Source organism: Dictyobacter halimunensis (assembly GCF_036245075.1).
Genome location: NZ_BSRI01000002.1, coordinates 2374494 through 2387800 on the forward strand (window position 1 = coordinate 2374494; position 13307 = coordinate 2387800).

The following is a 13307-nucleotide window of genomic DNA, read 5'->3' on the forward strand; positions in this document are numbered from 1 at the left end:
GAGGCATCAAACTGTGTCAGAGAGCCCGTGTAGAGGGGGCTGGCCTGTATCGTTCAATAGCACGACCGATGAAGAGGTAATCGATAGCGTGTTGTCATTGGCTACCTGTCCCCGCAGGAGTACCTGCACGTTTCCAGCTGGCCCTCCGGAGATCGCCATATTCATGCGTATCGAAACCTGTCCGCTGAAGCGCGAGCTGTTTTGCATCACCTGCCCCTGAAGATTGCCGCTAAAAGACTGTGGGAAGGCGGTCTGCGTTGTAGCACTACTCGTCGTGCTGCTCTGGGTAGCCGCGGAGGCCGCCCAGCCCGGCTGCAGGGGTCCCAACGCGGCCCAAAGGGTACCGGCCGCAACCAGCACAACCGTCGCCAGGGCCAGAACGGGATGTGACCGACCCTGCCGCGCGCCAATCGGGCGCACCAGCCGAGCCAGCAGTAATCCACCCACCAGCAATACACTAAAGGCATAAATGGCGGCGCCCCACCATGTGCGGGTATCGGTACCCGTAGCGATCCCGTGTACAACTACAAGGGCATACAGCAGTAACGTCAGGACATGCAGGCGTCTCCACCAGGTATAGCCGATAATAGGTCGCAGCAAGGTGCTGAGGCCAATGGCCAGTCCGATATAGAGTCCGACGATGCCCAGTGCCATCCAGGCAGGCCGGTAATGGCTGGCCAGGGGTATCAACATCTCATTCCAGCCAAATTTCGTAAAGGGATCGAGCCAGACGGCCAGCACATGTACGCCGGTAAAGATGAGCGCCAGTAGCGTGACAAAATTGTGTAATTCATTATTAATCAGGCGCGGCCAACGGTTAGACTGCAGGTGAGAGGATAGAGCCAGGCCCAGCGCCACCGCCAGTGTCAACAGGAAAAACGCGGTGAAGCCACCTGCACGCGCCACGTTCCAGGTCACCGCTTCCCATACACTTGTATTCAACATTGCTGTACCTCTTTCTTGCCAGCTTCCTGCGGCCAGGGGCCGACGGTACGCGCGGAACCGTCTTGCAGGATCAACAGAGCCGCCAGACCATGCTGGCGGAGAAATGCGCTCCCTTGCTCGATTCCCAACAGGAACGCCACCTTGGCGGCGACCTCTGCCTGTTTACACTGCGCCGCGGCGACCGTCACGGACCAGAGCTGCGTTCGAGCCGGTAAGCCGGTCCCAGGATCAAGCAAATGGTGCCGCAGCTCGCCTCCTTGACGCCAATAGCGACGGCCGATGCCAGAGGTTGCCAGGGCGCCATGATGGAACGGGACTACCCAGGTACGTGTCTTGCCTTGAATCTCAATCGGCCACTGCTGCAGACCAGCAGGGATACCCATGACCGTCAGGTCGCCACCGGCATTTACCAGGGCGGTCTCGATTTTCTCGCGCCGCAGGGCCTCTAACGCGGCATCCACCGCCATCCCCTTGGCGATCCCGCCAAACTCTACGCCGGTGCCTACGGGCATATGAACCAGACGTAAAGATGGCTGCAACTGGATGGAGCGCCAGCGCCCGCCCGGCTCAATCCGGGCCGTTGGAGCAGCTGACTGAGCAGGGACCTCCTCAAAGGTACGATCATAGCCCAGCTGCACCAGCTGGTTGAGCAGGGTAGGATCATAGAGTCCGTTGGTGGAACGAGCCGCTTCCAGCGCGCTGCTCAACACCGTAAAAAGCAATTTGCTGACCACGACCGGTCGGCCGGACAGCCTGTTTAACTGCGATAGCTCACTATCCGGCAAGAAGCGGCTCAGCGTCTGCTCCCAATACTCGAACAGGCTGCGAATGATTTCCGCGCCCAGCGTAAACTGCGCCTCGGGTAACAGGAAAGAGACCAGGGTGCCCATGGCTCGGAACTGTGAGCGCTTCATTCCTCCTGGCAACACATAATCGGGCTCAGGAAGCATGGGTGCCGGAAATGGCGGGTTGCTGTGTGGAATTATTGTTTCCAAAACCATAACCTCCCTGGTCTTGACCTTGATTATTATTGTTGTTGCCGTTGAAGAAACCGCCATTGTCAGATGGCGTAGTAACGTTGGTATTATTGTTATTGTTGTTGGCGGGCATCTGCTGATTGCTGTTCGCGCTCACGGCATTGGTAAAAACCAGGCCGCTCAGCACACTGAAGGCCACCAGAGAGCCAGCCACCAATGCACGTTTCCATTTTCGTGCCAGGGCCAGCGCCTCAGCCTTCGGCAAGCGAGGTGTCCGTCCCGGGATCTTCTCAGAAGGAGCGGTCCTGGCAGGTGGCGGGAGCGCCTGTTGCAGATTCTGCTGATAATACGGGCTTGGGCTATATTCGGTGGCAGGCACCGCATCTACGTATGGTCCATACTGCTCATATGGCCGGTAGGGCAGAGCAGATTGTCCATCGAGCGTGTTTTCATCATAGAATGACATAATTTTATCTCCAGACATCAAAACCATTACAACCACTCACTTCTTTGTCGATAGTAATACTATAGGCTGATATTCTGAAATAGCCATGAAATATTTTTAAGGAGGTTGTAAAGTTTTTCTGAAGATTGTCAAGAAGATAGATGATCTTCATTATTGGCTACACTGGAGAAATACCCGTCAGCACCAGACAGGTGAATTTCAAAAGTGCCGGTCAAAAGGGGTTGACAGAAGCACAAAGACGTTGTAATATATCAACTATCAAGAACACCTGTATGTGCAGGTGAGCTGGTGACAATAGCGAAGAGGGCACACCCGTTCCCATCCCGAACACGGAAGTTAAGCTCTTCCTCCCCGATGATACTGCGTGGGCAACTGCGTGGGAAAATAGGAAGTCGCCGTCTCACCCGCCCACACGGGTGTTTTTTTATGGTCTCTGTGGGCCATAGATAATCGGACGCGAGGTCCGAACTTATGTGGCTATGTGGAGTGCGGTCCGATTATCTATGGCCCACACGCTCGCACCTACCCATGGGTCCGGACCTCGCGTCCGATTATCTTCTGGCCGAACTCCCCTCTCGTCACCGCCACGTAAAGGGGACAAAAAAAGACCTTACTCGATGTGAGTAAAGTCTATCTGTGTGCGCTGATCGCACATTACAGCTGGAGAATAGTATTCCCTCAATTTTGCCGAGCCATCCGTCAGTCAGAGACTGAAGCAGAAGACACGCATTCCAGCGCCACGATGAAGATACCTGTTGGTGAAACAAGCCGTACGATCATTAGGGCGACTTCGCTGCGCCTGTTACCAGGTGTCCACGTGTCGTCTATCTACCAGGTCGTCTTCCTGGGATCTTGACTCTTCTAGAGAGTGGGAGAACTCGTCTTGGGTGCGGCTTCGCGCTTAGATGCTTTCAGCGCTTATCCCTTCTCGACATAGCTATCCAGCTCTGGCCCGGGCAGGCCAACTGGCACACCAGCGGTCGAGCCATCTCGGTCCTCTCGTACTGGAGATGACGCCCCTCAATTCTCCTACGCCCACGACGGATAGAGACCGAACTGTCTCGCGACGTTCTGAACCCAGCTCGCGTGCCGCTTTCATGGGCGAACAGCCCAACCCTTGGGACCTACTCCAGCCCCAGGATGCGACGAGCCGACATCGAGGTGCCAAACCTTGCCGTCGATGTGAACTCTTGGGCAAGATAAGCCTGTTATCCCCGGGGTAGCTTTTATCCGTTGAGCCACACTCCTTCCACTCGGGAATGTGGGATCACTAAGCCCGACTTTCGTCCCTGCTCGACCTGTCCGTCTTGCAGTCAAGCTCCCTTGTGCCTTTACACTCTGATGGGTGATGTCCATCCACCCTGAGGGAACCTTTGGGCGCCTCCGTTACCCTTTGGGAGGCGACCGCCCCAGTCAAACTACCCGCCTGATCCTGTCCACGTCCCGGCTCACGGTGACGTGTGAGAAACAAAACACAACGAGAGTGGTATTTCATTGGCGTCTCCCCCACCCCCACAAGGGTAGGTTCTCCGACTCCCACCTATGCTACGCACGCTCTGCCTCGTTTCGAGGTCAAGGTGTAGTAAAGCTCCACGGGGTCTTTTTGTCCTGTCGTGGGTAACCCGTATCTTCACGGGTACTTCAATTTCGCCGAGTCCTCTGTCGAGACAGTGCTCAACTCGTTACTCCTTTCGTGCGGGTCGGAACTTACCCGACAAGGAATTTCGCTACCTTAGGACCGTTATAGTTACGGCCGCCGTTCACCGGGGCTTAGATTCGCAGCTACGATCACCGCTCCTCGTAACCTTCCGGCACTGGGCAGGAGTCAGCCCCTATACTTCCGCTTTCGCGTTCGCAGAGACCTGTGTTTTTGGTAAACAGTCGGTTGAGCCAATTTCTTGCAACCCCCTCACGCCACTCCGAAGAGCATCGCTACTAGGGCACCCCTTCTTCCGAAGGTACGGGGTCAATTTGCCGAGTTCCTTAACAGAGGGTCGCTCGATCACCTGGGGAGTATTCCCCCTGCCTACCAGTGTCGGTTTGCGGTACGGGCGGAGATGGCTCTGGCGAGAGGCTTTTCTTGGCGGCCTAGGGGCCGATGACTTCCGCGGACGCAACGTCCGCTCGCTGCACGTGTCATGCACAGGAAACCGGGATTTGCCTCGGCTTCGCACTTCAGCGCACAGACCCATCCTGTCCACTCGATGGGCTCACCTTCCTTACCGCGTCCCCCCATTGCTCGTAACGAGCATCTCCGGTGCAGGAATCTCTGACCTGCTTTCCATCGCCTACGACTATGACGTCCTCGGCTTAGGACCCGACTCACCCTGGGACGTTTGACGGTGCCCAGGAACCCTCAGGCATTCGGTGTGTCTGGTTATCACAGACATGACGCTACTCATTCCGGCATTCTCACTTCTCTTCGCTCCACCAGTCCTTGCGGTCTGGCTTCTCGGCTTGAGAACGCTCCCCTACCAATCCATCTGAGATGGATTCCATGGCTTCGGTAATCCGCTTGAGCCTCGATACGTTGTCGGTGCCACGACACTCGACCAGTGAGCTATTACGCACTCTTTAAATGGTGGCTGCTTCTAAGCCAACATCCTGGCTGTTTGGGCGTTGTGACCCCCTTTTACACTCAGCGGATACTTGGAGACCTTAGCCGATGGTCTGGGCTGTTTCCCTTTTGACGACGAAGCTTAGCCCCCGCCGTCTCACTTGCATGCATGCTGTCCTGGCATTCGCAGTTTGCTTGGGTTTGGTAACCTGCACGAGGCCCCTAGCCCATTCAGAGCTCTACCTCCAGGATAGTGTATCATACAGCTGTACCTCAATACATTTCGGGGAGAACCAGCTATCTCCGTGTTCGATTGGAATTTCTCCCCTATCCACAAGTCATCCCCCAGTTTTGCAACACTGGTGGGTGCGAGCCTCGACGGACTGTCACATCCGCTTCACTCTGCTCATGGATAGCTCACACGGTTTCGGGTCGCATCGCCGCAACCGCTCGCCCTGTTCAGACTCGGTTGCCCTATGGCTCCCCAGCTTTAGCGCTGGTTAACCAGGCTACGACGATGCACTCGCCGGATCATTCTACAAAAGGCACGCCATTAGCCCTTGGTTTCTCATGAAACAGTGGCCTCTGACTGCTGGTGAGTACGTGGTTTCAGGGTCTCTTTCATCCCCCTCTCGGGGTGCTTTTCACCTTTCCCTCACGGTACTTGTTCGCTATCGGTCGCTAAAGATGTGTAGCCTTGGAGGGTGGTCCCCCCAGCTTCCCACAAGATTGCACGTGTCTCGTGGTACTCAGGATACCGACCCACGTCAACAAACCGTCCTCTACGGGGCTCTCACCCGCTCTGGCCACGCTTTCCAACGTGTTCGAGTAGTTCGTCGTTGCTTGTTGTCGGTCCTACAACCCCGATGGACCCGAGGGTTCATCGGTTTGGGCTCCTCCCGGTTCGCTCGCCACTACTACGGGAATCTCGGTTGATTTCTTTTCGTCGGGTTACTGAGATGTTTCAGTTCACCCACTGCCCCCCGTCACTGCCTATGTGTTCAGCAGGCGGTCTCCAGACATCACTCTGGAGGAGTTGCCTCATTCGGAATCTCGGGGTTCATCGCTTGTATGCAGCTCCCCCCGAACGTTTCGCCGGTCTCCGCGTCCTTCTTCGGTCTTTAGCGCCAAGGCATCCACCTCGTACTCTGTGTAGCTTGTTCTCTACGTCTCTTCATCATGTACTATGAATGCTTTGACTTCTGCTCTTCTTCTCGAAGAGAGAAATCGATCCTCTGCTTCAACTCTGGCTGACCATATTGCTCAGCAAAATTGAAGGAATACTATCTTCAGTTGTTCAGGTGCACTGTTGGCCATCCACCTTCCGTAGAAAGGGATGCTGTACCCCAACAGCTCAAGAGTGGAAACCAGCGTCGCTTCTGGCAACGCACCAACCAATGTCCTGGTCGACCTGGAAGTGGGATGAAACTGTACGTTCTTCTGTGAAGAACCTTCATCCAAGCTCCCTAGAAAGGAGGTGATCCAGCCGCACCTTCCGGTACGGCTACCTTGTTACGACTTCACCCCAATCACTGACCCCACCCTCGACGCTTGCCTCCCCGAAGGGTTAGCCCAGCGGCTTCAAGTGTTGCCAACTTTCGTGGTGTGACGGGCGGTGTGTACAAGACCCGGGAACGTATTCACCGTAGTGTGCTGACCTACGGTTACTAGCAACTCCAACTTCATGGAGGCGGGTTGCAGCCTCCAATCTGAACTGAGGCCAGGTTTGACGAGATTAGCTCCCCCTCGCGGGTTGGCAACTCTTTGTCCTGACCATTGTAGCGTGTGTGTCGCCCAAAGCGTAAGGGCCGTGCTGACTTGACGTCATCCCCGCCTTCCTCCGTCTTATAACGGCAGTTTCGCTAGAGAGATCCAACTAACGACAGGGGTTGCGCTCGTTGCGGGACTTAACCCAACATCTCACGACACGAGCTGACGACAGCCATGCAGCACCTGTGAACCCGCCCCGAAGGGACAGCCCGTTACGGCTGGTGCAAGTTCATGTCAAGCCTTGGTAAGGTTCTTCGCGTTGCATCGAATTAAACCACACGCTCCGCTGCTTGTGCGGGTCCCCGTCAATTCCTTTGAGTTTTAATCTTGCGACCGTACTCCCCAGGCGGACCACTTATTGTGTTAACTGCGACACTGAGGGGGTCGATACCCCCAACGTCTAGTGGTCATCGTTTACGGCTAGGACTACCAGGGTATCTAATCCTGTTCGCTCCCCTAGCTTTCGCACCTGAGCGTCAGGTACTTCCCAGGACACTGCCTTCGCCTTTGGTGTTCCTCCGGATATCTACGCATTTCACCACTCCACCCGGAATTCCGTGTCCCTCTGAAGCCCTCAAGTCAGACAGTTTCCATAGTACTTCGTCAGTTGAGCCGACGACTGTCACTACAGACTAATCTGACCGCCTGCGTGCGCTTTACGCCCAGTAACTCCGGACAACGCTCGCCCCCTACGTATTACCGCGGCTGCTGGCACGTAGTTAGCCGGGGCTGATTCCTCTGGTACCGTCCGTTCTCGTCCCAGAGAAAAGCAGTTTACGATCCGAAAACCGTCATCCTGCACGCGGCGTTGCTCGTTCAGGGTTGCCCCCATTGACGAAAATTCCTCACTGCTGCCCCCCGTAGGAGTCTGGGCCGTTCTCAATCCCAGTGTGGCTGATCGTCCTCTCAGACCAGCTATCGATCGCGGTCTTGGTAGGCCATTACCCCACCAACCAACTAATCGAGCGCAGGCTCATCCTCGGGCGCCGTTTCCGGCTTTGCTCTCGCGAGCATATGCGGTATTGTCGGCGATTTCTCGCCGGTATTCCTCACCCCAGGGTAGATCACCCACGTGTTCCTCACCCGTCCGCCACTCCCTACTTGCGTAGGGCGTTCGACTTGCATGTGTTAGGCACGCCGCCAGCGTTTATCCTGAGCCAGGATCAAACTCGCCATCCAATGTTTTATAAACACATATCTCTGCAAGACATGTGAAAAAGCATGGTAAGTTGCGATCATGGCCAAGTTACATTAACATTGGCTTGTTTCGCAGATTATTATGGATACTTGATGTTGCCATCAAGCCTCCGAATTGACAGGAACTGGTTCTTATGTGTGTTGTTGTTCCAGTTGCTGTTCTGCTTTCCACTCTTCAGTTGTCAAGGTACTGAATCACAAAACCGAGGTTTTGTGATTAGACAGGCGATGAATGTTTTTTCGTTCGCTTGTCTCGTGTGCTGTAGTATCGCATATCTGTTGTGCTTTGTCAAGCGGTTTGAGGACCACTTTTTCAGCGGCTCCGAAATCTCGTTTTTCTCGTCTGTGTGCCTGGCAAGCCAGGGCGAACATCTCGAAAAAGGGCTGACATTCCCATGCATACAACATCTTGTTGAGAATACATATGAGATACTCGCCATCTCGGAGGAGCCACCTTATCGTGGCACAATCGGAGCGAAAGGGACAGGAGCATCCACTCTCAAAGCGGGTGATTGTCTTGTTTCGACAGCTCGATGATTATGCCACACCTGCGTAGCTCTGTCAAGCACTTTTATTACTTATTTTAACTCGGCCATAAAATTCGTGTCCTATCTGTCCTCTGTCCTCACATATACCTGTATCAGCATGCTTCTAAAGTAAGCAGAATATTAACAATTGGATGTATCTCAGGTATACTTGCTGATGAAGAAAAAGGAGCCATACTTGCTTCATTGAAAATACAACGAGAGTGCAATCAGGAATTTACCTGAAAGAGACAGTTTTACATGTCTGAGCCAGACCTGCTGGTGACCAAGTTCACCATTCCTCCACTTCGCCCGATATTGCTGCAGCGTGCGCAGCTGCTCTCGGCCCTCGATCAGAGCCACCTGGTACCATTAACGCTGCTCTCGGCGCCCGCGGGCTTTGGCAAGACGACATTGCTCTCGGTCTGGGCTCGCCAGTATAGCGGTCGCATCGCCTGGCTGACGCTTGGTGAGCAGGACAATGATCCGATTCGCTTCTGGACTTATGTGATTGCCGCGTTTCGCTATGGTGGCGCTCAGGTTGGAGAGACTACACTGGGGATGCTTCATTCACCACAACCTTCATTGCAAACCGGTGCGCTAACCGCGCTGATCAACGAACTGGCAGCACTGCCACAGGACACTACCCTGATCCTTGATGACTATCACCTGATCCGAGAGCAAACAATTCATGAGTCGCTACAGTTTTTGCTAGAGAATCTCCCTCCCCAACTGCACTTGCTGCTGGCCAGCCGTAGTGAACCGCAACTGCCCCTGTCACGTCTGCGAGCGCGCGGGCAGATCACTGAGATAGGTGAAGCGAACTTACGCTTGAACAGGGAAGAGACCGGCCAGTTTCTGACACGTGGCATGGGCCTGGAACTAAACGCAGAACAGATTGGTCAGTTGCAATCGCGCACGGAAGGGTGGATTGCGGGACTGCAATTGGCGGCGCTTTCTCTACAGAGACATAAGGATGTGTCAGCCTTCCTTGAGACATTCACCGGTAGCCACCGCTTTATCCTGGACTATGTGCAGGAAGAGGTCCTTGCCACGTTATCCGAGGCACAACAACGCTTCTTGCTGTATACATCGGTACTTGATCAGCTGAACGCGGAGATCTGCCAGGTCCTGACCGGCGAAAAAGCTAGCCAGCGGATGCTGGAATCATTGGAACGAGCTAATCTCTTTCTGATTCCACTTGATGAGGAGCGGCGCTGGTATCGCTACCAGACGCTCTTTCGCGAAGTCTTGCAGGCACGCCTGCAGATGACCGAACCGGAACAGATAGGACGCCTGCATCACGCAGCGGCGCTCTGGTATCAACATCAGCAATGGCCTCATGAAGCGATACCTCACGCGCTGGTCACGCAGGATTTCTCGTTTGTAGCGGATCTGCTAGAGGATTGCGTCGAACGTCTGTATCTGCAGGGTGAATTAAAAACGCTGTTGACCTGGATCAAGCTGTTGCCTCGCGGGATCCTGCGCGTGCATCCTCGCCTTACGACCACCTATATGCTGGCCTTTAATATGCTGTTCCCTTTCTCTCATCAACAACAAGCAGAAAAGGTATACCTTCAGCAGCTTCAGGGGGATATTGAACAGTTGCTGCAAAATAAAGATCATGTGGTCCTTCCCTCTAGCGAGCGCGATCTTCTACACAATCGTCTATTGATCCTTAAGGCATGGAACCTGGTGGCGGGCGCGCTTTCTGATGGTGATGCCGCACAATTGAATGATGTGGCGGCACAGTTACAGCGCCTGCCTCTGGATGATAATATCGTATGGCAGCAATATAAGCTGGCGCCATTCGCCATCGCCTGGCGAATGGCGGGCGATTTTCCTCGCATGGTAGATACAATTCAAGGGATCATAAGGACGCCTCAGCTGGCACAGAATCGTTATCTGAAGATTCAGTATCTCTGGGGATTGATCGCCGCCCTGATCGCCCTCGGACGCTTACAACTTGCGAATGAGTATTGTCAGGAACTACAACAGCTGGTAACTTCCCTGAGAGTTCCGGCTCCGCTGGCCGCCTATCCCGATTTCTTCCAGGCTCTGCTGGCCTACGACTGGAACCAGCTTGAGATCGCTAAAAGTGCTGCTCGGTGCGCTATTGATAAGACAGCCCCTTTGCAATATATGGATATTCTAATGGGTTCTTACATGGTGCTTGTGCATTGCCATCTCGCGCAGGGGGACCTGGCTGAAACCGAACAGGCTATACGCGAGATGGAGCGACACAATCGGTCCGCTGGCATTCCGCTTATGCGTCCCTGGATCGAGAGTGCCTGGATTCAATTGTGGTTGGCACAGGGCAATCTGATACAGGCTACAAGCTGGGCGGAGAGTACCTCTTATCATCAGGAGACGCTCTCCTACAGCCGCGAAAACGCCTACCTGGCACTGGCCCGCGTCTATCTGGCACAGAAACGCTACTCAGAGGCCTTGCAATGGCTCAACAAACTACTAGCTAGAGCCGAGCGTGTTGAGCGAACAGGGAGCATAATCTCAATTCTGGCGCTTCAGGTGGCCGCATTTCAATTACAATCTTCAGGTGATGCGTGCGCGGCATGCGGCGTTCTCCAGCGGCTGCTCACTTTAACCGAACCAGAGGGATATATACGCGTCTTTCTCGACGCGGGAACCCCGATGCGGCAGGCGCTTCAGACCTTACTCGCAACGTCGGATAAGCCAGCAGAGTCTTCTCCTCTGTCACCGACCCTTACAGCGTATGCCCAACATGTGCTTGCAGCCTTCTCGAACGAAGAGCAGCAGCCACAAGAAGCATCGGCGGCTGAACTATCCATATCCAGATCCGCTGCCCAGACCGCGACTCAGCAACTTCCCGAGCCGCTCACCCCACGTGAGTTAGAGGTCCTCCATCTCCTGGCTGGGGGCGCATCCAATCAAGAGATCGCCCGGCAGTTGATAATCTCGCTTGCCACGGCCAAGAAGCATGTCGCCAGCATCCTCAGCAAACTGGGAGCAGAAAATAGGACTCAGGCCATCGCCCATGCGCGAACCTACACGTTACTCTAATATACATAGCTCACCTACTCGATAAGATGGTATCCTTTTGGCTACCATCGTGCTCTCTTGTGTTCTCCATATGAAAGTATCCCTTTGGAGACTGTATTCAGGCCGCATGAAGTGTACCATTCCTCATAGCAGATACAGAAAACAAATAACAACTATGAGGAGCACGAATGAATACATCATCTCAGAATTCTGACAGGATCGAAACGACACCAGTACTGATCGTAGGCGGCGGTCTGGTCGGTCTATCGGCCTCCCTCTTCCTCTCCAGGCACGGCATTTCGTCGCTGCTGGTCGAGCGTCATCCGGGCACCGCCATCCATCCACGCGCGACAGGCTTCATGCCGCCCACGATGGAGATGTTCCGCTTCGCCGGCATCGAGGAAGAGATTCGCAAGATTGAGCCAGAGATCCCCCAGGGCACCAACGTCCCATTCCTGGAGAGCCTGGTGGGACAGGAGTTTGATTGTCTGCAGGAAGATATCGACTCCCTGTTTACTGATCCCAGCAGTCCTGTACGCGGCAGCGCCATCGCGCAGGACGTGTTGGAGCCAGTATTGCGGTCGCAGGCCGAGCAGCTTGGAGGCGATCTGCGCTTTAATACTGAACTGATAGCGTTCGAGCAAGGCGCGGATGGCGTTATCGCCATCATCCGTGAGCGCAGCAGCCAGGAAACAAGCACGGTCCACGCACGGTACGCGATCATAGCTGATGGCAGTCAGAGCCCGATCCGCAAGCAACTCGGCATTGGCCAGCATGGTCTGGGCAGCATGGGAACATTCATTAGCATGATCTTTGAAGCCGACCTGATGGAGCTTTTTCATAAGCGACATGCCATCATGTGCTTTCTCAGCAACGAGACCATCACTATCGGATCATTCGTCCCGTATGCCGGTTCTTCAGTACGGCCAGATCTGTTCCGGCTGGACGTCGGCTATGATGAGGATGAAGAGACGTTGGCCGATTATCCCGAGGAACGCTGCACCCAATTGATACAAGCGGCGGTAGGCATTCATGATCTGCCGGTGAAGCTCAAGACTACACTTACCTGGGAGATGAACGCTCTGGTGGCCGATCGCTTCCAGCAGGGACGAGCCTTCCTGGTTGGTGATGCCGCGCGCACCCAGCCTCCCAGCGGCGGCCTCGGCGGCAACACCGGCGTTGCCGAGGCTTACAACCTGGCCTGGAAGCTGACCGCCGTCCTGCGTGGAGAAGCCGGAGAGCAGCTACTCGCTACCTACGATCAGGAACGGCGCCCCATAGCTGACTATACCGCTGAGCAAGTAGCCTTACTCTCTCAGCAGCGTCAGAACGAGGGCTCCGCCGGGATCACCGTTGATGCCAGAACCATCAATGGAGGCTATCGCTATCGTGACGGGGCATTTGTACATGAGGCAGGCGATAAGCAGCTTCCCCTGGCTCAGCAGGCGCAGCAATGGCGGGGACAACCGGGCACGCGCGCCCCTCATCTCATGCTCAAGCAAGAGGAAAAGTCTGTATCCACGCGGGATCTGTTCGGCTTCCACTTTGTTCTCCTCGTTGGAGCGGATGGTCAGCCCTGGAAGGAGGCAGCCCGAAACATACAGGACCGGCTGCACATTTCATTAGATTGTTATCAGATTGCCTCCCATACAGGCGATCTCATCGATGCAGAGAACAGATTCTGTGATATGTACAGCATTCCAACCACCGGCGCCGTACTCGTGCGCCCCGATGGCTTTATTGGTTGGAGAAGCAAGGACGCCATTGACAGCGAGCTAGAAGCCCAACAAGCGCTGACTCAGGCCCTCAGCAGCCTCCTTTTTCGCTAAACAAAATACATCAAAAACAAG

The 13307-nt window shown here is 54.8% G+C and carries 5 protein-coding genes and 3 rRNA genes; 3 read left to right on the plus strand and 5 right to left on the minus strand.

The window, feature by feature from the left end; genetic code table 11:
* Positions 1–6: 6 nt before the first annotated feature.
* From AABA21_RS24000 to AABA21_RS24010, 3 genes are read right to left on the minus strand one after another with little or no spacing between them, the layout of a single operon-like run.
* A complete protein-coding gene (locus tag AABA21_RS24000; protein ID WP_338254191.1) occupies positions 7–945 on the minus strand; it encodes a ferric reductase-like transmembrane domain-containing protein in 939 nt (312 codons plus the stop codon).
* Positions 939–1940 (minus strand): FAD:protein FMN transferase, encoded by a 1002-nt coding sequence (locus tag AABA21_RS24005; protein ID WP_338254192.1) that lies wholly within the window; start codon positions 1938–1940, stop codon positions 939–941. Before AABA21_RS24005 ends, AABA21_RS24000 begins: the two co-directional genes overlap by 7 nt.
* Positions 1885–2388, minus strand: coding sequence for a hypothetical protein (locus tag AABA21_RS24010; protein WP_338254194.1), 504 nt, complete (start codon positions 2386–2388; stop codon positions 1885–1887). The genes AABA21_RS24005 and AABA21_RS24010 overlap by 56 nt, the downstream gene beginning before the upstream one ends.
* 284 nt (positions 2389–2672) lie before the next feature.
* On the opposite strand from AABA21_RS24010, the gene rrf reads away from it, so the two are divergent.
* A 5S ribosomal RNA gene (gene rrf, locus AABA21_RS24015) occupies positions 2673–2789 on the plus strand.
* A 358-nt stretch (positions 2790–3147) separates the two neighbouring features.
* Here rrf and AABA21_RS24020 read toward each other — a convergent pair.
* Positions 3148–6108, minus strand: a 23S ribosomal RNA gene (locus tag AABA21_RS24020).
* Between the two features lie 307 nt (positions 6109–6415).
* Positions 6416–7894: ribosomal RNA gene (locus tag AABA21_RS24025) — 16S ribosomal RNA — on the minus strand.
* An 803-nt stretch (positions 7895–8697) separates the two neighbouring features.
* Between AABA21_RS24025 and AABA21_RS24030 the strand changes: the two genes are divergently transcribed.
* Positions 8698–11478: a winged helix-turn-helix domain-containing protein gene (locus AABA21_RS24030; protein ID WP_338254195.1), complete on the plus strand. Its 2781-nt coding sequence runs from the start codon at positions 8698–8700 to the stop codon at positions 11476–11478.
* A 167-nt stretch (positions 11479–11645) separates the two neighbouring features.
* On the plus strand, positions 11646–13286 hold the full coding sequence (locus tag AABA21_RS24035; RefSeq protein WP_338254197.1) for an FAD-dependent monooxygenase: 1641 nt from the start codon (positions 11646–11648) through the stop codon (positions 13284–13286).
* Positions 13287–13307: the final 21 nt, after the last annotated feature.